Origin of the sequence: Pseudomonas sp. A6, from assembly GCF_052367875.1 — a bacterium.
Lineage (GTDB): Bacteria > Pseudomonadota > Gammaproteobacteria > Pseudomonadales > Pseudomonadaceae > Pseudomonas > Pseudomonas citronellolis.
Genome location: NZ_CP198970.1, coordinates 2,412,187 through 2,431,499, shown reverse-complemented (window position 1 = coordinate 2,431,499; position 19,313 = coordinate 2,412,187). Strand labels below are relative to the sequence as shown.

At 70.9% G+C, this 19,313-nt stretch carries 17 protein-coding genes; 5 read left to right on the top strand and 12 right to left on the bottom strand.

Annotated features, from left to right (window positions below; genetic code table 11):
* Nucleotides 1-261: 261 nt before the first annotated feature.
* From ACTWJ5_RS11000 to kdpF, 6 genes are all read right to left on the bottom strand, one after another.
* The gene (locus tag ACTWJ5_RS11000; RefSeq protein ID WP_116424102.1) at nucleotides 262-957 is read right to left on the bottom strand and encodes a response regulator; all 696 of its coding nucleotides are present in this window, start codon (nucleotides 955-957) and stop codon (nucleotides 262-264) included.
* Between the two features lie 43 nt (nucleotides 958-1,000).
* A complete protein-coding gene (locus tag ACTWJ5_RS10995; RefSeq protein ID WP_444438508.1) occupies nucleotides 1,001-3,658 on the bottom strand; it encodes a DUF4118 domain-containing protein in 2,658 nt (885 codons plus the stop codon).
* Between the two features lie 28 nt (nucleotides 3,659-3,686).
* Nucleotides 3,687-4,235 (bottom strand): potassium-transporting ATPase subunit KdpC, encoded by a 549-nt coding sequence (kdpC, locus tag ACTWJ5_RS10990; RefSeq protein WP_444438506.1) that lies wholly within the window; start codon nucleotides 4,233-4,235, stop codon nucleotides 3,687-3,689.
* Nucleotides 4,236-4,375: 140 nt separating this feature from the next.
* Entirely contained in the window at nucleotides 4,376-6,445 is a 2,070-nt protein-coding gene (gene kdpB / locus ACTWJ5_RS10985; protein ID WP_444438504.1) for a potassium-transporting ATPase subunit KdpB, read from the bottom strand.
* Nucleotides 6,446-6,456: 11 nt separating this feature from the next.
* Nucleotides 6,457-8,151 (bottom strand): potassium-transporting ATPase subunit KdpA, encoded by a 1,695-nt coding sequence (gene kdpA / locus ACTWJ5_RS10980; RefSeq protein WP_444438502.1) that lies wholly within the window; start codon nucleotides 8,149-8,151, stop codon nucleotides 6,457-6,459.
* 8 nt (nucleotides 8,152-8,159) lie between these two features.
* On the bottom strand, nucleotides 8,160-8,249 hold the full coding sequence (gene kdpF / locus ACTWJ5_RS10975; protein WP_009618573.1) for a K(+)-transporting ATPase subunit F: 90 nt from the start codon (nucleotides 8,247-8,249) through the stop codon (nucleotides 8,160-8,162).
* A gap of 260 nt (nucleotides 8,250-8,509) precedes the next feature.
* Here kdpF and ACTWJ5_RS10970 point away from each other — a divergent pair, with 260 nt between their 5' ends.
* The 5 genes from ACTWJ5_RS10970 (at nucleotide 8,510) to ACTWJ5_RS10950 (ending at nucleotide 13,541) form a co-directional block, all read left to right on the top strand.
* Nucleotides 8,510-9,259 (top strand): response regulator, encoded by a 750-nt coding sequence (locus ACTWJ5_RS10970; RefSeq protein WP_043314263.1) that lies wholly within the window; start codon nucleotides 8,510-8,512, stop codon nucleotides 9,257-9,259.
* Nucleotides 9,260-9,283: 24 nt separating this feature from the next.
* Nucleotides 9,284-10,336: a sensor histidine kinase gene (locus ACTWJ5_RS10965; protein ID WP_444438499.1), complete on the top strand. Its 1,053-nt coding sequence runs from the start codon at nucleotides 9,284-9,286 to the stop codon at nucleotides 10,334-10,336.
* Nucleotides 10,337-10,447: 111 nt separating this feature from the next.
* Nucleotides 10,448-11,206 (top strand): XopAW family type III secretion system calcium-binding effector, encoded by a 759-nt coding sequence (gene xopAW, locus ACTWJ5_RS10960; protein ID WP_444438497.1) that lies wholly within the window; start codon nucleotides 10,448-10,450, stop codon nucleotides 11,204-11,206.
* Nucleotides 11,207-11,592: 386 nt separating this feature from the next.
* Nucleotides 11,593-12,237, top strand: a complete 645-nt coding sequence (locus tag ACTWJ5_RS10955) for a FadR/GntR family transcriptional regulator (protein WP_253390110.1) — start codon at nucleotides 11,593-11,595, stop codon at nucleotides 12,235-12,237.
* Nucleotides 12,238-12,269: 32 nt separating this feature from the next.
* The gene (locus tag ACTWJ5_RS10950; RefSeq protein WP_444438495.1) at nucleotides 12,270-13,541 is read left to right on the top strand and encodes a CynX/NimT family MFS transporter; all 1,272 of its coding nucleotides are present in this window, start codon (nucleotides 12,270-12,272) and stop codon (nucleotides 13,539-13,541) included.
* A 246-nt stretch (nucleotides 13,542-13,787) separates the two neighbouring features.
* On the opposite strand, the gene ACTWJ5_RS10945 is transcribed toward ACTWJ5_RS10950, so the two are convergent.
* From ACTWJ5_RS10945 to ACTWJ5_RS10920, 6 genes are all read right to left on the bottom strand, one after another.
* Complete coding sequence (locus ACTWJ5_RS10945; protein ID WP_074984907.1) at nucleotides 13,788-14,855, bottom strand: AI-2E family transporter; 1,068 nt, start codon at nucleotides 14,853-14,855, stop codon at nucleotides 13,788-13,790.
* A gap of 72 nt (nucleotides 14,856-14,927) precedes the next feature.
* On the bottom strand, nucleotides 14,928-15,740 hold the full coding sequence (locus ACTWJ5_RS10940) for a DUF4892 domain-containing protein (RefSeq protein ID WP_074984909.1): 813 nt from the start codon (nucleotides 15,738-15,740) through the stop codon (nucleotides 14,928-14,930).
* 191 nt (nucleotides 15,741-15,931) lie between these two features.
* Complete coding sequence (locus tag ACTWJ5_RS10935; RefSeq protein ID WP_261746501.1) at nucleotides 15,932-16,792, bottom strand: alpha/beta hydrolase; 861 nt, start codon at nucleotides 16,790-16,792, stop codon at nucleotides 15,932-15,934.
* Nucleotides 16,789-17,601, bottom strand: coding sequence for an alpha/beta fold hydrolase (locus ACTWJ5_RS10930; protein WP_074984925.1), 813 nt, complete (start codon nucleotides 17,599-17,601; stop codon nucleotides 16,789-16,791). The genes ACTWJ5_RS10935 and ACTWJ5_RS10930 overlap by 4 nt, the downstream gene beginning before the upstream one ends.
* A 109-nt stretch (nucleotides 17,602-17,710) precedes the next feature.
* Nucleotides 17,711-18,352, bottom strand: a complete 642-nt coding sequence (locus ACTWJ5_RS10925) for a LysE family translocator (RefSeq protein ID WP_074984914.1) — start codon at nucleotides 18,350-18,352, stop codon at nucleotides 17,711-17,713.
* A gap of 39 nt (nucleotides 18,353-18,391) precedes the next feature.
* Nucleotides 18,392-19,195, bottom strand: coding sequence for an AraC family transcriptional regulator (locus tag ACTWJ5_RS10920; protein ID WP_074984917.1), 804 nt, complete (start codon nucleotides 19,193-19,195; stop codon nucleotides 18,392-18,394).
* Between the last annotated feature and the right edge of the window lie 118 nt (nucleotides 19,196-19,313).

Here is a 19,313-nt window from a genome sequence, read left to right as displayed (position 1 = left end):
TGGAGAATCCGCGTCCACAGGATTGCACCGACCTTTCCACCCGCGCCGAACAGCCCCCTCTCCCGCTTGCGGGAGAGGGCTGGGGAGAGGGTGCTCTTTGCGCGGGTTCGAGCTATCGCGGACGGAGTCCGCTCCTACGACGGGGTTTCGCCTGGCACACAGGTGCGGGCCCTACCCGCGATTCGCGCAAAAGTTGCGCTCCTACGGTTCATGCCGGGCGGCAGGCCCCATTGTAGGAGCGGACTCCGTCCGCGATTTTCATCAGGCATCGCGCAGGCGGTAGCCGACGCCGGCCTCGGTGACGATGAAGCGCGGGTTGGCCGGGTCGTCCGCCAGCTTCTGCCGCAGGTGGCCGACCACCACGCGCAGGTAGTGGGTGTCCTCGACGTGGGTCGGGCCCCAGATGTCCTTGAGCAGTTGCTGCTGGGTGACCACCCGGCCCAGGTGCCGGGCCAGGGTGGCCAGCACCGCGTACTCCTTGCGGGTCAGCGCCACTTCGGCGCCGTCGAGGTTCACCCGGCGGTAGGCGAAATCGACCAATAGCGGCCCCACCGCCACCTGCGCTTCCTGGTTCTCGCCCTGGTGGCCCTGGCGCAGCAGCGCGCGGATCCGGGCGAGGAATTCCTGGATGCCGAAGGGCTTGGTCACGTAGTCGTTGGCGCCGCCGTCCAGGGCCAGCACCTTCTCGCTCTCGGCGGCGCGCACCGAGAGCACCAGCACCGGCACCTGCGACCATTCGCGCAACTCGCGCAGCACCTGCTGGCCATCCTTGTCCGGCAGGCCGAGGTCGAGCACCACCAGGTCCGGGCGGTTCAGCGCCGCCTGGGCCAGGCCCTCCTCGCCGCTGCCGGCCTCCACCACCCGGTAGCCGCCGGCGTTGAGGCTGATGCGCAGGAACTTGCGGATTTGCGGTTCGTCGTCGATGACCAGGATGCAGGCGGCGTTGGCGTTGCTCATCGGGCTCGGCTGGCTGGGGGCGGTGGCGCCTAGCTTGGGCCTTTCAACTACCGGCATCAAGCTGCTCCAGGTCCGGCTGGCGCTGCAGCGGCAGGTGCAGGGTCAGGGTGGTGCCGCGGCCGTCCAGGCCGTCGCCGACGCTGATGCGCCCGCCGTGGGCGCCGACCATGCCCTGGCAGATCGCCAGGCCCAGGCCGGTGCTCGGCCCGCCGCGGTCGCCCCTGGCGGCGCTGTAGAACATGTCGAAAATCTTCTCGCGCTCGACCTCGGGAATCCCCGGGCCTTCGTCGCTGACGCTGAACTGCAGCTCGTCGCCGACCTGCGCGGCCTGCACCCGCAGGCGCCCGCCCGGCGGCGAGAAGCGCGCGGCGTTCTCCAATACGTTGACCAGCGCCTGCTCGATCAGCGCCGCGTGCACGTACAGCAGCGGCAGTTCGGCCGGCACGCGGGTCTCCACGCGGTAGGGCGCGAGCAACGCGCGCAGGCGGTGCACGGCGCTGCCGACGATGTCCTCCGGGGCCACCCAGTCGCGCGCCAGCTTCAACCCGCCCTGGCCCAGGCGGGTCATGTCCAGCAGGTTCTGGATGTAGCGGTCCAGGCGCTCGGCCTCGTCGCGGGTGCTTTCCAGCAGCTCCTTGCGGTCGGCCGGGGGAATCGCGTTGCCCAGGGCCAGCAGGCTGTCGATGGCGCCGCGCATGGTGGTCAGCGGGGTGCGCAGGTCGTGGCTGACCGAAGCCAGCAACGCGCTGCGCAGTTGTTCGGTCTCGCCATGCAGGCGCGCGGCTTCCAGGTCGTCGGCCAGGCGCGCGCGAGCCAGGGCCTGGGCCAGCGGCTGGCCGAGCGCGGCCAGCAGGCGGCGGCGCTGGCCGGGCAGCGGCTCGCCGTCCTTCGGCCGCACGCCGAGCAGCGCCAGCGGCCCCTCCTCCGCCGACAGCGGCCACCACCACCAGCGCCCCGCCGGCAATGTGCCGGTGCCCAGGCCGGCCGGCTGGTCGTGCTGCCAGGCCCAGTCGGCGGCGGCGCGCTCCTGCTCGTCGAAGCCGCGGGCATGGCCGCTCTCCACCTTCCAGTCGTCGTGCTGGCGGGCCAGCACGCAGATGTCCAGGTCATTCCACAGGGCGAACTGCTGGGCGGCGGCGGCCAGCACCGCCTGGCGGTCGGTGGCGGCGGTGAGCTTGCGCGACAGCTCCAGCAGCGCGCCGGTCTCTTCCTGGGTGTCGCGCAGCACTTGCAGCTGGCGGCGCTGGCGCGCGGCGAGGTTGCCGGTGAGCGCGGCCATGAGCAGGAAGAACAGCAGGGTCAGCACGTCCTGCTCGCGCTGGATGGAAAGGGAGAAGTACGGCGGGATGAACAGGAAGTCGTAGGCGAGGAACGACAGCACCGCGCACACCAGCGCCGGCCACAGGCTGCTGCGCACCGCCACCAGCAGCACGGCGGCGAGGAACACCAGGGAGATGTTCGGCAGCTCCAGCAGATGCGCCACGCCCCAGGCCAGGGCACTGGCGCCGGCGGCGGCCAGGGCCGCCAGCAGGTAGTCGCGCCAGTGGCCGCGCTCGCCGCGGCGCGGGGTGGCCGGAGCCAGGTCGGCCTCGCTGTCCAGCACGCTGATTTCCAACCCTTCGCCCAGGCGCAGCAGGCGCGCCGCCAGGCCGCCGCCGAACAGCCGGCGGTGCCAGCGCTGCCGCGAACGGCCGACCAGGATCAGGCTGGCGCGGCGCTCGCGGGCGTGCTCGACCAGGGTGCGCGCCACTTCCCCACCGCGCAGCTGCACGACCTCGCCGCCCAGGCGCTCGGCCAGTTGCTGGGCGCTCTGCAGGTACAGGCGCGACTGCTCGTCGCGGGCATCGCCGGTGTCGACGTGGACCAGGCTCCAGGGCAGGTGACGGCGCTCGGCCACCCGCGAGGCGTGGCGCACCAGGCGCTCGGCGTTGCGCTCGCCGTCCACGCCCAGCAGCAGCCGGCCGCGCAGCGCCGGGGCCTCGCCGCCCTGCTGGCGGTAGCGATGCGCCAGGTCCGCATCCACCCGCGCGGCGGCGGTCTGCATGGCCAGTTCGCGCAGCGCGGTGAGGTTGGTCTGGCTGAAGAAGGCGTCGATGGCCGCCCTCGCCTGCTCCGGCACGTAGACCTTGCCCTCGCGCAGGCGCTCCAGCAGCTCGCGCGGCGGCAGGTCCACCAGCAGCAGTTCGTCGGCCTCCTGCAGCACCCAGTCGGGCACCGTCTCGCGCACCTGCACGCCGGTGATGTCGCGCACCTGGTCGTTGAGGCTTTCCAGGTGCTGGACGTTGACCGTGGTGTAGACGTCGATGCCGGCGGCGAGCAGTTCCTGGATGTCCTGCCAGCGCTTGGCGTGGCGGCTGCCGGGGGCGTTGCTGTGAGCCAGCTCGTCGACCAGGGCGAGCTGCGGCGGCTCGCGCAGCAGGCCGTCGAGGTCCATCTCGGCGAGGTGGATGCCGCGGTATTCCGAGCGCAGCAGCGGCTGCTGCGGCAGGCCGGCGAGCAGCGCCTCGGTCTCGGCGCGGCCGTGGGTCTCGACGATGCCCACGCGCAGGTTCACGCCCTGGCGCAACTGGCCCTGGGCGGCCAGCAGCATGGCGTAGGTCTTGCCCACGCCGGGGGCGGCGCCGAGGAACACCTTGAGGCGTCCGCGGCCGTTGCGCTCCAGGTCCGCGAGCAGGGCGTCGGCGCGCTTGGGATCGGTCATGCTGGCCTCCAGGGGGTTGCGCGCAAGTCTAGCGAGGCAGTTGCTCGAGGGCCATGTTCAGGGCCAGCACGTTGACCACCGCCGGGCCCACCAGCGGCCGCCGGGTATGCGCCTCGACCAGGTTGTGCACGGCCTGCTCCGGCAGGCTGCGGGCCTGGGCGATGCGCGGCACCTGGTAGAGCGCGGCGTCCGGCGGCAGCTGCGGGTCCAGGCCGCTGCCGGAGGTGGTGACCAGCGCCAGCGGCACCGGGCGCCCGGCCACCGCCTCGGCGGCGGCGTCCTTGGCGATGCGCTCGGCCAGCGCCGGGTTGCCCGGGGCCAGGTTGGAGGCGCTGCTGGAGACGGTGGCGTAGTCGCCGGCCGAGGGCCGTTCGTGGAACCACTGCGGGCCCTCGAACTTCTGCGCCAGCAGCGCCGAGCCGCGGACTTCGCCCTTGGCGTCGCGCACCAGGCTGCCGTTGGCCTGCTCGGGGAAGGCCACCTGGGCGATGCCGGTGACCAGCAGCGGGTAGGCCACGCCGGTGACCAGCGAGAGCAGGGCCAGGGAGGCGATGGCGGGACGGATGTGGGTGAGCATTTTTCGGTTTCCTCGATACGTATGAACCGTGTTGTCACGCGAGGTTGTTGATTGGGTTCCCGCATTCGCGGGAATGACGGGATTGACTTCGGATTTTCCCTTGTCATTCCCGCGAACGCGGGAACCCAGAAAACAACGACTCAAGCCAGGCCCAAGGCCACCAGCAACAGGTCGATGGCCTTGATCCCGATGAAGGGCGCGATGATCCCGCCCACCCCGTAGATCAGCAGGTTGCGCCGCAGCAGGTGCATGGCGTCGCTGGCCGCCACGCGCACGCCGCGCAGGGCCAGGGGGATCAGCGCGATGATGATCAGCGCGTTGAACACGATGGCCGAGAGGATGGCGCTCTGCGGGCTGGCCAGGTGCATGACGTTGAGCACCTGCAGCTGCGGGTAGATGCCGGCGAACAGCGCGGGCAGGATGGCGAAGTACTTGGCCACGTCGTTGGCCACCGAGAAGGTGGTCAGCGCGCCACGGGTCACCAGCAGCTCCTTGCCCACCTGGACCACGTCGAGCAGCTTGGTCGGGTCGCTGTCCAGGTCCACCAGGTTGGCCGCCTCGCGGGCCGCCTGGGTGCCGTCGTTCATGGCCATGCCGACATCCGCCTGGGCCAGCGCCGGCGCATCGTTGGCGCCGTCGCCGCACATGGCGACCATGCGTCCCTCGCCCTGCTCCTGGCGGATGCGCGCCAGTTTCTTCTCCGGCGTGGCCTCGGCGATCACGTCGTCCACCCCGGCCTCGGCGGCGATGGCCGCGGCGGTCAGCGGGTTGTCGCCGGTCACCATCACGGTACGGATGCCCATGCGGCGCAGTTCGGCGAAGCGATCGCGGATGCCCGGCTTGACCACGTCCTTGAGGTGGATGACGCCCATCAGCTTGCCGTCGGCCACCACCAGCAGCGGGGTGCCGCCGCTCTGGGCGATGCGCTCGACCTCCTTGGCCAGGCTTTCCGGCAGGTCGTCGCGGGCGCGGCCGACGAAGGCCAGGGCTGCGTCCACCGCGCCCTTGCGGTACACACGGCCGTCGAGATCGACGCCGGACAGGCGCGTCTCGGCGCTGAAGGCGATGGGCGTCAGTTGCTCGCGCGACGGCTCCGGCAGGACGATCTGCGCGCGGAGGAACTCGACGATGGACTTGCCCTCCGGGGTGTCGTCGGCCAGCGAGGCGAGGAAGGCGGCCTCGGCCAGCTCCAGCGCGGTCACCCCCGGCGCGGCGTGCAGCGCGGCGCAGCGGCGGTTGCCGAAGGTGATGGTGCCGGTCTTGTCGAGCATCAGCACGTGCACGTCGCCGGCGGCCTCCACCGCGCGGCCGGACTTGGCGATCACGTTCAGGCGCACCAGGCGGTCCATGCCGGCGATGCCGATGGCCGAGAGCAGGCCGCCGATGGTGGTGGGGATCAGCGTCACCAGCAGCGCCACCAGGAACACCAGCGGCAGGCTGCCGCCGGCGAACAGGGCGAAGGGCTTGAGCGTCACCACCACCAGCAGGAAGATCAGCGTCAGGCCGATCAGCAGGATGTCCAGCGCCACCTCGTTGGGCGTCTTCTGCCGCTTGGCGCCCTCCACCAGGGCGATCATGCGGTCGAGGGTCGACTCGCCGGGGTTGACGCTGATGCGCACCAGCAGCCAGTCGGAGACCAGGCGGGTGTTGCCGGTCACGGCCGAGCGGTCGCCGCCGGATTCGCGGATCACCGGCGCCGATTCGCCGGTGATGGCGGCCTCGTTGACCGCCGCCACGCCTTCGATCACCTCGCCGTCGCCGGGGATCAGCTCGCCGGCCACCACGCGCACCACGTCGCCCTTGCGCAGGCTGGTGGCCGGCACGCTTTCGTAGGCGCCGTCGACGTTCAGGCGCTGCGCCATCAGGCCCTGGGTGCCGGCCTTGAGGCTGTCGGCGCGGGCCTTGCCGCGGCCCTCGGCGAGGGCCTCGGCGAAGTTGGCGAACAGCACGGTGAACCACAGCCAGGCGGCGATCTGCGCGGCCACCGACAGCGGCACGGCGTCACCGCCGGTGAAGCACAGCACGGTGGTGAGGATGGCGGTCAACTCCACCACCAGCATCACCGGCGAGCGCTGCAGCTGGCGCGGGTCGAGCTTGACGAAGGCCTGCAGCAGCGCCGGCCTCCACAGCGCGGCGAAGCTCAGGCTGTGGCGTTTCTCGGGGGCGGACGTGGCGCTCTTGAGCGACATGTCCTGGGTCTTGGCGTTCATCTATCGGCTCCTCAGAAGCCCAGGGTCAGGTGATCGGCCACCGGGCCGAGAACCAGGGTCGGCAGGAAGTTCAGGCCACCGACCAGGAGGATGGTCGCCGCCAGCAGGCCGACGAACAGCAGGCCGTGCGTGGGGAAGCTGTTCGGTCCCACCGGCACGCGCTTCTTCGCCGCCAGGCTGCCGGCGATGGCCAGCACCGGGACGATGTAGCCGAAGCGGCCGATGAGCATGGCCAGGGCGATCATCAGGTTGTGGAACGGGGTGTTGGCGCCGAAGCCACCGAACGCCGAACCGTTGTTCGCAGTGCCCGAGGTATAGGCGTAGAGCAGTTGGCTGAAGCCGTGGGCGCCGGGGTTGCTCACCGAGGCGGCCGGGCCCGGCAGGCTGGCGGCGATGGCGCCGAGCACCAGCACGCCGACCGGCATCACCAGCAGGGTGGCGACCAGCAGGCGGACTTCGCGGGCCTCCAGCTTCTTGCCCAGGTATTCCGGAGTGCGGCCGATCATCAGGCCGGCCAGGAACACCGCGACCAGGACGAACAGCAGCATGCCGTAGAGACCGGCGCCGACGCCGCCGAAGACCACCTCGCCAAGCATCATGTTGAACATCGCCACCAGGCCGCTGAGCGGGTTGAGGCTGTCGTGCATGGCGTTCACCGAGCCGTTGGAGGCGGCCGTGGTGGTCACCGCCCAGAGCACGCTGGCGGTGGTGCCGAAGCGGCTCTCCTTGCCTTCCAGGGGCGCGCCCTGGGTGATTGGCAGGTGCGCCAGCGCCGGGTTGGGCTGGTACTCGGCCCACAGGGCGACGCCCAGGCCGACGACGAACAGCAGCAGCATGCAGCCGAGGATGGCGCGGCTCTGGCGCAGGTCCTTGACGTAGTGGCCGAAGGTGAACACCAGCGCCGCCGGGATCAGGATGATCGACGCCAGCTCGAACAGGTTGGCCCAGGCCGTGGGGTTCTCGAACGGGTGCGCCGAGTTCACGCCGAAGAAGCCGCCGCCGTTGGTGCCCAGCTGCTTGATGGCGATCTGGCTGGCCGCTGGGCCCAGCGGGATGGACTGCTCGGCGCCCTGCAGGGTGGTGGCATGGACGTAGTCGAGGAAGGTCTGCGGCACGCCCTGCCAGACCAGCAGCAGCGCCAGGATCAGGCACAGCGGCAGCAGGCCGTAGAGGGTTGCGCGGGTCAGGTCGACCCAGAAGTTGCCGAGGTTCTGCGTGGACTTGCGGGCGATGCCGCGGGCCAGCACCACCAGCACGGCCAGGCCTACCGCCGGGCTGACGAAGTTCTGCACGGTCAGGCCGAGCATCTGGCTCAGGTAGCTCAGCGCCGCCTCGCCGCTGTAGGCCTGCCAGTTGGTGTTGGTGACGAAGCTCACCGCGGTGTTGAAGGCCAGGGTCCATTCCAGGCCCGGCAGGTGCTGCGGGTTGAGCGGCAGCGCGCCCTGCCCCACCAGGATGGAGAACAGCAGGGCCAGGCCGGCCAGGTTGAAGGCCAGCAAGGCCAGGGTGTAGCCCTTCCAGTTCTGTTCGCTCTGCGGGTCGATGCCGCAGACGCGGTAGATCAGGCGCTCCACCGGCGCCAGCACCGGGCTGAGGAAGGTGCGCTCGCCCTCCATCACCTTGTAGTAGAAGCGCCCGAGCAGCGGCGCGGGCAGCAGCACCAGGGCGAAGAAGGCGGCGATCAGCAGCACGTCATGGCTGTTCATTCAGCCCCCTAGGAACGGTCGGCGCGCAGCAGCGCCACCAGCAGGTAGATGAAAAGTCCCGTGGCCAGGACCAGGGACACCCCGTCGAGCACGCTCATGTCTGTCTCTCCTTACGCAGGCGAATCCTCGCGATGGGAAAAGTCTCCGCAAAGCGGGCGTAAAGAAGCGATTGGCGGGGCTTCCGGCGGGCATAAAGAAAGCGTAAAGAAGCGCTATGGCATGGCTTTGTAAGTGCGCTGATACATTGACGACACTCTGTCGATATCCGTTGCCGTCAACCTTGCCTACCGTGGCCCCCCGTGCGACGGCGGGTTAGCATTGACCCCGCGCCCCGGGCGCTCCCAGCGACAGGTACCGCATGTTTCCCTCCAGCCCCACCTCCAGCCAAGACAGCCAGCGCCGCTGGACCATCCGCGCCCTGCTGGTGGACGACGACGAGCCGATCCGCGAACTGCTCTGCGGCTACCTGGCGCGCTTCAACATCGAGGCGCGCGGCGTGGCCGACGGCGCGGGCATGCGCCAGGCGCTGGCCGAGGAAAACTTCGACGTGGTGGTGCTGGACCTGATGCTGCCCGGCGAGGACGGCCTGTCGCTGTGCCGCTACCTGCGCAGCGAGTCGGACATCCCGATCCTCATGCTCACCGCGCGCTGCGAGCCGGCCGACCGCATCATCGGCCTGGAACTGGGCGCCGACGACTACATGGCCAAGCCCTTCGAGCCGCGCGAGCTGGTGGCGCGCATCCAGACCATCCTGCGCCGCGTGCGCGGCGACGAGGCGCGCAACGAACCGCGCGCCCAGGTGCGCTTCGACCAGTGGCGGCTGGACAGCGTGCTGCGCCAGCTGCACTCCCCGGACGGCCTGGTGGTGCCGCTGTCCAACGCCGAGTTCCGCCTGCTCTGGGTGTTCCTCGAGCGCCCGCGCCGGGTGCTCAACCGCGAGCTGCTGCTGGACGCCGCGCGCGGCCGCGCCATCGAGGCCTTCGACCGCAGCATCGACCTGCTGGTCTCGCGCCTGCGCCAGAAGCTCGGCGACGACCCGCGCTCGCCGCGGCTGATCAAGACCGTGCGCGGCGAAGGCTACCTGTTCGACGTCCGTGACATCGCCTGACGCCGGCCCGGCCAAGGAGGCCAGATGAAGAAGCGCTCGCTGCAGCTCGCCGACAGCCTGTTCGCCCGTCTGTTCGGGGTGTTCCTGCTGGCCATCGTGGTCGCGCACCTGCTGGCCTTCGTCTGGTTCAGCCACTTCCGCCATCCCGGTCCGCCTCCACCGCCGCCGCCACCGCCCCATGAGCAGTTCGAGGGACACATGGTCGGCCCGCCGCCGCCCCCGCCGCCGCGGCTGCCGTTCTGGAGCATGCCCTTCCTGTTCCAGTTGCTCGCCCTGGTCGGCGCCGCCTGGTTCGGCGCGCGCCTGCTCGCCAGCCCGGTGGAGCGCCTGGGCAATGCCGCGCTGCAGCTGAGCGAGGACCTGGACAGCCCGCCACTGCCGGAAACCGGGCCGCAGGAGGCACAGCGCGCGGCACAGGCCTTCAACCGCATGCGCGAGCGCATCCGCGAGCAGGTGCAGCAGCGCAGCCGCATGCTGGTGGCGGTGTCCCACGACCTGCGCACGCCGCTGTCGCGCCTGAAACTGCGCGTGGAGGAGATCGACAACCCGCAGCTGCGCGCGCGTTTCGCCCAGGACCTGGGCGAGATGATCGGCATGCTCGACTCCACCCTGCACTACCTGCACCAGGAGCGCACCAGCGAGGCGCTGCAGTGGTTCGACGTCAACGCCCTGGTCGAATCACTGGCCGAGGACGCCTGCGAGCACGGCGCCCGCGTCAGCGTCGAAGGCCAGTGCGCGCCGCTGAAGGTACAGCCGCTGGCCCTGCGCTCGTGCCTGTCGAACCTGCTGGACAACGCCCTGCGCTATGCCGGCGAGGTGCAACTGATACTGCGCGACAGCGGCCAGCAGGTGGAAATCCTCGTCCGCGACCACGGCCCGGGCATCCCCGCGCAAATGCGCGAGCAGGTATTCGAGCCCTACTTCCGCCTGGAAGGCTCGCGCAACCGCAACTCCGGCGGCGTCGGCCTGGGCCTGGCCATCGCCCGCGAGGCGGCGCGGCGCCACGGCGGCGACCTGCACTTCGAGGAAACCCCCGACGGCGGCGCCACCGCGGTGCTGCGCCTGCCGCGCGCCTGAGGCTTTGTCGGCCGCCGCATACAAAGCGCACATACCGCCGACAAGGCGCCCATCGAATCTGCCAGGACCGGAACTCCAGTTCCGGACCTATAACCTCATGGAGGCAGTCCGATGATCAGTGGAGTCAGCAGCTACAGCAGCTATTACAGCAGCGCCGCGCTCGCCAGCACCCAGCGCAGCGCCAGCAGCTCCAGCAGCACAACCAGCACCAGCGGCAGCAGCGACAAGGCGCAGAAATTCGCCGCCGACCTGTTCAAGTCCCTCGACAGCGACGGTGACGGCAGCGTCAGTTCCAGCGAGCTGGACAGCGCCCTGTCCGCCTCCGGCAGCGACAGCGGCGACATCGACATCGATTCGCTGCTGGCCCAGCTGGACAGCGACGGCAGCGGCGGCATCAGCCAGGACGAACTGAGCAGCGCCCTGCAGCAGGCCCAGGGCGACATGCCGCCGCCTCCGCCGCCGCCCTCCTCCGAGCAAGCCGCCAGCGACCTGCTGTCGTCCCTGGACAGCGATGGCGACGGCAGCATCAGCAGCGACGAACTCAGCGCCGCCAGCGCCTCCGGCACCGACAGCAGCGAGCTGTTCAGCGCCCTGGACAGCGACGGCAACGGCAGCATCAGCCAGGACGAACTGAGCAGCGCCCTGCAACAGGCCCAGGGCGACATGCCACCGCCTCCGCCGCCCGCTTCCGGGGAAACCGACAGCAGCCTGGCCAGTAGCACCAGCAGCGACACATCCAGCACCAACAGCGGCTCGGCCGGCGCCGAAGCCGTGCAGCAGATGCTCGCCATGCTGGCCAGGCACTACCAGGACAGCAGCGCCGCCAGCTACCAGAACACCAGCGGTAGCCTGCTCAATATCGCCGCCTGAGCCTCCCGCCGGCTGCGCCGGGGCGCTTTCGATACCCATCGGGCAATGGCGATGGGTATCGCTTCGCTCAACCCATCCTACGGGTCTTGCAGGTTGCACCGAGATGCTCTTCGTAGGAGCGAGCTTGCTCGCGAACGAGCCCCGCAGCGGAGTTTGTTCGCGAGCAAGCTCGCTCCTACGAGAAGCCCTGCCCGCCTCCGTCCGCGGTCGGCCCAATCCGTACGGCGTTATCCGCCGTTTTCATCGGGCCGTAACCCTGTAGGAGCGGGCCCTGCCCGCGAATCGCGCGCAGGGCGCGCTCCTGCAGGGGGACGATCCGCGCCTTGCCAGCCCCCCACCGCTGCAGTAGCCTGTCCGGCCTAATCATCCGATGATTGGATGTCTATATGGTCAATCCCCTCAAGCGCTCCCTGGTCGACATCGCCCTGGAGCAGATCCGCCAGCGCATCGACAGCGGCGCCTGGACCCTCGGCCAACGCCTGCCGCCGGAACCGGAGCTGGCGGAAATCCTCGGCATGAGCCGCAACACCGTGCGCGAGGCGGTGCGCGTGCTGACCTTCTCCGGCGTGCTGGAAGTGCGCCAGGGCGACGGCACCTACGTGCGCGCCTGCGCCGACCCGCTGGACACCATGCTGGCCCTGGCCCGCGGCTCCATCGAACAGGCCCTGGAAGCGCGCGGGGTAATCGAGGTCGAGGCCGCGCGCCTGGCCGCCCTGCGCCGCAGCGACGCCGACCTTGCCGCCCTGCGCCAGGCCCTGGCGCTCAGCGCGCAGCACTACGGCGGCGACCTTCAGGCCTACGTCGAGCACGACCTGGCCTTCCACCAGCGCGTGGTGGACAGCGCCCACAACCCGCTGCTGAGCGAGCTGTACCGCTACTTCTCCCAGGTCATCCGCGCCGGCCTGCAACACACCATCAGCGAACCCGGCCGCCCGCAGCCGGCCTTCGAGCTGCACCAGCAACTGCTGGACGCCCTGGAGCGCCAGGACGCCGAGGCAGCCGCGGCCGCCAACCGCGCGCTGCTGATCTGACTTCCCCTTCCCACTGCCTTGCGATTGCCACCATGTCCCAACAACAACATCACGCCGACGAACTGCTGATCGACGCCGAGATCGACGAAGCCCCCGCCCCTACACCCGCACCGGTGCGGCCCTGGCTGCTGTTGCTCGGCCTGGTGCTGGTGGCGCTGAACCTGCGCCCGGCGCTGTCGAGCCTGGCGCCGCTGCTGAACACGGTGCGCGAGCACACCGGCCTGTCGGCCGCCGCCGCGGGCCTGCTGACCACCCTGCCGGTGCTCTGCCTGGGCCTGTTCGCCCCGCTGGCGCCCCGCCTGGCGCGACGCCTGGGGGCCGAGCGGGCGGTGCTGGTCATCCTCCTGCTGCTGGCCGCCGGCATCGTCCTGCGCAGCCTGTTCCCGATCGCCGGGCTGTTCCTCGGCAGCCTGGTGGCCGGCGCCAGCATCGGCATCATCGGCGTGCTGCTGCCGGGCATCGTCAAGCGCGACTTCCCGCACATCGCCGGGATCATGACCGGCGTCTACACCATGGCCCTGTGCCTGGGCGCGGCCCTGGCCGCCGGGGCCAGCGTGCCCCTGGCCGAACTGTTCGGCGGCAGCTGGCAGCCGGCCCTGGCCGCCTGGGCCCTACCGGCGGTGCTCGCCGCGCTGGTCTGGCTGCCGCAGACGCGCCAGGCCCAGCACGCCCACCGCCAGGCCTTCCAGGTCCGCGGCCTGTGGCGCGATCCGCTGGCCTGGCAGGTGACCCTGTACATGGGCCTGCAGTCGTCGCTGGCCTACATCGTGTTCGGCTGGCTGCCGTCGATCCTCATCGACCGCGGCCTGAGCCCGACGGCCGCCGGGCTGATGATGTCCGGCTCGGTGATGGTGCAGCTGTTCAGCGCCCTGGGCGCGCCCTGGCTCGGCACCCGCGGGCGCGACCAGCGCCTGGTGGTGTTCCTGGTCCTGGCGCTGACCCTCGCCGGCCTGCTCGGCCTGCTCTATGCGCCCAACGGCAGCCTGTGGCTGTGGGCGGTGGTGCTCGGCCTGGGCCAGGGCGGCACCTTCAGCATCGGCCTGGCGCTGATCGTGCTGCGCTCGCCCGACGCCCACGTCGCCTCTCACCTGTCCGGCATGGCTCAGGGCGTGGGCTACACCCTGGCGGCCCTGGGGCCCTTCCTGGTCGGCCTGGTGCACGATCTGAGCGACGGCTGGAATGCGGTGGGCGTCATCTTCATCGCCATCAGCCTGGGCGCCCTGGTGGCCGGCCTGGGCGCCGGCCGCGACCGGCTGGTCGGCGTGCGCAGCGAGGCGCTCCCGGCCGAGGCGGCACGCGGGTAAGCACGGCGCCTTCCTGTAGGAGCGAGCTTGCTCGCGAACAGGCATCGCAGCGGGGCTTGTTCGCGAGCAAGCTCGCTCCTACGAAAAGCCGTGCGTCCTGGAATCGTAGGAGCGGACTCTGTCCGCGATAGCCGGACATCCCGGCGCGATTCGCGGATGACCCACCCACGCCATCCCCCTGTAGGAGCGCGCCCTGCGCGCGAATCGCAGGCAGGGCCTGCTCCTACAGGTTTCTGCACAGCTGGCCTAGGGCGCCTTGTCCCCCGGGCCGCCCGGCGGCAGGGTGCCGCGCTTGGGGCTCTCGATCCAGTCGTTGACCAGGTTGTAGACCACTGCCAGCAGCACCGGGCCGAGGAACAGGCCGATGAAGCCGAAGCTGAGCAGCCCGCCGAGCACGCCGAGCAACACCACCACCAGCGGCAGGTTGCCGCCGCGGCTGATCAGGTAGGGCTTGAGGATGTTGTCCACGCCGCTGATGACGAAGAAGCCCCAGATGCCCAGGAACACCCCGTAGCCGTACTCGCCCTGGAAGAACAGCCAGACGGTGGCCGGCCCCCAGACCAGCGGCGGGACCATCAGCAGGCTGCAGACGAAGGTCAGCAGGCCGAGCAGGATCGGGCCGGGCACCCCGGCGATGCTGAAGCCGATGAAGGCCAGCACCGCCTGGGCCGCCGCGGTGCCGATCACGCCGTTGACCACCCGCTGCACGGTGCCGGCGATGAGGTCCATGTAGTGCTCGGCGCGCGGGCCGATCAGGCGCTCCAGCATCTGGTAGGCGAAGGCTTCCAGGCGCTTGCCGTCGCGGTAGAAGAAGAAGATCAGCACCAGGCTCAGGACCAGTTCGAAGATGCCCCCGGCCAGCTTGGCCGAACGCGCCAGCAGCCAGTTGCCGACCTCGCCCATGTAGGGCTTGAGCGCGGAGAAGATGGCCACCCCCTGCTGGTCGATGGAGTACCACCAGCCGACCAGCCGGTCGCCGATCAGCGGGGTGCGCGCCAGCCAGCTCGGCGGCGGCGGCAGGCCGGAGACCTGCAGGTTCTTCACCAGCTCGACGCCGGCGCGCAGCTTGTCCGCCAGGCCGAAGCCCAGGCCCAGCAGCGGCAGCGCCACCACGATGATCCAGAAGGCGGTCAGCACGCCCGCCGCCAGGGCCTCGCGGCCGCCCAGCAGGCGCGTCAGCAGGCGCATCAGCGGCCAGCTGGCGAAGGCCAGCACGGCGGCCCAGAACAGCGCCGTCCAGAACGGCGCCAGCACCCACAGGGTGGCGACCAGCAGGACCACCAGGAGGATGCGCAACAGCAGGTTATCGAACATCGGGGCCGGACTCCTTCTCGGTACGGCGACGGCAGCCGGGCACAGGGCGCGCCCAGCTTCAGCGTAGGCGAATCAGCGCAGCCAGGTCAGGTGCAGCCCGTCCCCTTCGCCGCTGCCCAGCTCCAGGCGGGCATCGCGCACGCCCTGGCCGGCCAGGGCGCTGCGCCAGTCGGCGGCGTGGGCGCCGGCCAGCTCGACGCGCACGCCGGTGTCCTGGCGCAGGGTGCGCACCAGCAGGTCGAGCCAGGCGCCGCCGGGCTCGGCGGGCACGTGGCTGAGGGTCAGCTCGCCGTTGGCCTTGAGCAGGCGCATCAAGGTCGCGGCGCTGGGCAGCAGTTCGCCCAGGGCGCTGCCGGCGTCCAGTTGCTCGGCGTGCAGGTAGGCGCGGCGGTTGCCGCGGGTGATGGCGTAGACCGCCAGCAGGCTGTCCTGCTGCGGCGCGGCCAGGCGCACCAGCAGGTAGGCCTGCTGGTCGTCCGGGCCGTAGAGGCTGGATTTGCCGAACACCGCATTGGCCAGCAGGCTGCTGGAGCCGCAGTCGCGGCCCTCGCACCAGAACAGCGGGGTGGCGTCGGCCTTGAGCAGGTCCTTGCGCGCGGCGGCGAAGGCGCTGGCGCTGGAGTCCTCGTCGGGCAGGCGGTAGGTCAGCGCGGAGAGCTGGCCAAGGGCGCGCGCCTCGCCTTCCATGCGCAGGCGCCCGCTGATGCGGCTGATCGGCCCCAGCGGGTAGACGCGCTCGGTGGCGGGGGCGCTGGTGAAATCGACGATCTCCGCCCTCGGGAAACGCGGCAGCACGTCGAGGTCGTGGCTGTCGGGAACGTCGGCGGCGAAGGCGCTGGCCGCGAGCAGCGTGCCCACCAGGGGCAGCAGGGAAAGGCGAGGCATGTCAGGCGTCGCACCTCCGTTGCGCACGCCGCGGGGCATGCACGCCCGGGCCGCTGGAATCCTTGGGGCCGCCCGGCATGGCGGTGGCGAAGAGCTGAATCATGCAGAATCTCCCGACTGCGATCCATGCAGCGTCGTGGCAAGCCCCGCTTTAGTCAAGCGGGGTGCGGCAACGGGGTGTTTCCCCGCGCCTACGCGCCCAGGAACGGCTGGAAGATTGCCGCCACCGCCTGCGCACCGGCTTCGTCGTCCAGGTGCAGGTGATGGCCGCCGGGCAACTCGTGGACGTCGAAGGGACGCCCGTCGATCATCTTGCGGATGCCCGGCTCGGCAGAGAGCATGCCGCCCTGGGCCAGCACCAGGCTGACCGGGCACTGCACCGCCTGGACGAAACTCGCCGCGTGGGCTCGGGTGAAACGCAGTGGCGACGGCAGCGTCAGGCGCGCGTCGCTGCGCCAGGTGAAACCGCCGGGCACCGGCATCAGCCCGCGCCGGGCCAGCAGTTCGGCGGCCTCGCGGCTGACTGCGCCGACGCCCTTCATGCGAGCTTCCACCGCGCGGTCGATGGCTTCGTACACCGGCTTGCGCTTGTTCGGCAGCGCCAGTTGCGCCTTCAGCGCCTCGCCCAGCTTGGCCGGCGCGCTGTCGGCCTCGCCGGTGTAGGGCACCAGGCCGTCGATCAGCGCCAGGCGCTCGATGCGCTCGGGCATGGCGCCGGCCAGCAGCACCGAGACGATGGCGCCCATGGAATGCCCGAGCAGCGAGAAGCGCTCCCAGCCCAGTTGCTCGGCCACCGCCAGCACGTCGTAGGCGTAGTCCCACAGCAGGTAGCTGGCCCCGGGAGCGCGGTGCGCCGAGTGACCGTGGCCGGCGAAGTCCAGGGCGACGATGCGCAGCCCGTCCAGCTTCGGCGCCAGGCGCGCGAAGCTCATGGCGTTGTCCAGCCAGCCGTGCAGGGCCAGCACCGGCTTGCCGTCCTCCGGGCCGAACAGGTGCGCGGCCAGTTCGATGTGCGGAAGGTTCAGGCGGATCTCTTCGACCTGGGCGCTCATGGGCGGGAATTCTCCTGTTCGGCGCGGCGCTGCCAGCGCTCGACGACCTGCTTGATCAGTTCGGCGGTGTCGCGCGGACGTTCCAGCGGGAACATGTGCCCGCCGGGCAGCGACAGGGCTTCGCCCTGCGGCGCCAGGCGCACCGCGCGAGCATGGTGCGGCAGCACCACCCGGCTGTGGCGGCCGCGCACCAGCGCCAGCGGCACCGCCAGGCGCCGCGGGCTGCCCGGCGCGGCATGGGGCACGTTGCGATAGATGCTGATTTCGGTGGCCGGGTCGAACTTCAGGCGCAGGCCCTGGCCGTTCGCGGCCAGGCCGTGGCGCACGTAGTCCGCCAGGCAGTCCGGGTCGAAACGGCGGAACAGCGACTTGCCGCCGAAGTAGCGCAGCGCCTCGTCGAAGTCGGCGAACGCCTCGCGCCGCCCCAGGGTGCGCCCGGCCGGGGTGATGCGGTCGATGAAGCCGAAACGCTTGGCGGCGCGGATCACCCACTGGTCGGCGAAGGTCAGTGTCGGCGAATCGAGCATCAGCACGCCGCGGTACAGCTCCGGGCGGCGCAGCGCGGCATGGTAGTGCAGCAGGCCGCCGAGGGAATGGCCGACGCCCCACACCGGCGCGCCCTGGGCTTCGAGATGGAACAGCAGTTCGTCCACCAGGTTCGCCCAGTTGGCGTTCACCGGGAAGCGCGGGTCGTGGCCGTGCATGTCCAGGTGGCGCACCTCGAATTCCGGCGCCAGGGCCTGGAACAGCTTGCCGTAGGTGGCCGAGGGGAAACCGTTGGCGTGGGCGAAGAAGATCGCGTGGGACATGCCGGTGACCGCAGTGCTGATGACTGCGGAATTCTCCCCCAGGCCATGGCTGGCCACAATGGCCCGGCCCACTGCCGGCCAGGGCACTCCGGCCAAAAGCCAGGGCGCCTCAGAACTGCCGCGCCAGGCTGAGCGCGATGCCGCCGGCCACCAGCAGGAACACCAGGCCGCAGGCGCCGTCGATGACCGGCACCGCGCGCAGCAGGCGCTGCTGCAGCGCCGGGCGGGTGAGGGTCACGCTGAGCAGGCTGAACCAGGCGAAGCCGGTGCAGAACAGCATGGCCGCCACCGCCAGCTTGCCGGGCGCGGACATGTCCAGCGGGATCAGGCTGCTGAGCAGGGCGAGGAAGAACACCAGCGCCTTGGGGTTGAACAGGTTGGTGGCCAGGCCGCGCAGCCAGGGCCCCAGCGGCGAGGCCGGCAGCTCGCCGTCCAGGCGCCCTGCCCCGCCCGCGCTACGCCGCGACCAGGCGCGCAACGCGCCTATGCCGAGCCAGCCCAGGTAGAGCGCGCCGGCCCCCTGCAGCAGGCCGAACAACACCGGTGAGTGGCGCAACAGCAGCGACACGCCGGTCAGCACCAGGGTGCCGTGGACCAGGATGCCGCAGGCCAGGCCCAGCGCGCTGAGCACGCCGGCGCGGCGCCCCTGGTGCAAGGCGGTGCGCACCACCAGGGCGACATCCGGGCCCGGGCTGACCAGGGCGACGGCGAATACGGCGGTGAGCGTCAGCAAGACGCGGGCCTCCTGCATGGCGGGATTCTCCAGGGGAAAGGGGATGTCGGGGTGGGATCAGCGTTGGCGCAGGCGCGCCGGCGGCAGTCCGTAGGTGCGGCGGAACAGGCGGCTGAAGTGCGCCTGGTCGTAGAAGCCCAGGCTCAGCGCCACCTCGCTCAGCGGCTGGCCGGCGAGCACCCGCGGCAGGGCCCGCTCCAGGCGCAGCTGGGTCAGCCACTGGTGCGGCGGCAACCCGCAGTGGTTGCGGAAGCGCCGCAGCACCTGCCAGGGGCTGAGGTCGCAGAAGGCCGCCAGCTCGTCCAGCGTCGGCGGGCTCTCCAGGCGCGACTCCAGCCAGTCGCGCAGGCGTCGCCAGGTCGCGGCGTCGAAGCCCTGGCGTGGCTCGCGGATGCGCAGGCTGGAGGCATGCCCGAGCAGCGTGGCCAGGCCCTGCCAGAGTCGGCCTTCCTGTTCCAGGCGCTCGCCACCGGTCAGCACCTGGTGCAGGCCGTGCAGTTGCTGCCGCAGCTGCTCGTCGCGCAGCTGGCTGGCCAGCAACCGCGGCGTGCCCTGGCGACCGTCGCTGAGGCTGCGCGCGGCCTGCTCCAGCCACTGCGGCTCGATGGACAGCACGCGGATGCGGTAGCCGCCGTCGCCCTCGCTGGCGCCGTCGTGGATGCTTTCCGGGCTCATCAGCAGGATGTCGCCGCCACCGGCCAGGCAACGCTCGCCGGCGTGCACGTAGCGCTGGCGACCGTCGAGCATCAGCCCGATGTGGTAGTCCAGGTGGAAGTGCCGGGGGAAGGCGAAACGGTGGTACTCGGCGTCGATGTAGCGCACGCCGGGCAGTCCGCTGCGGTGGTGTTCGATGCGTTCCATGGGCCTACTCTAGCGCCCGGGCGCCGGCAGGTCTTGGATAAAATTGCGGACGGAGTCCCTCCTACTATGTGGGCGGGCCCGGCTTCTCGTAGGAGCGAGCTTGCTCGCGAATGGTGCG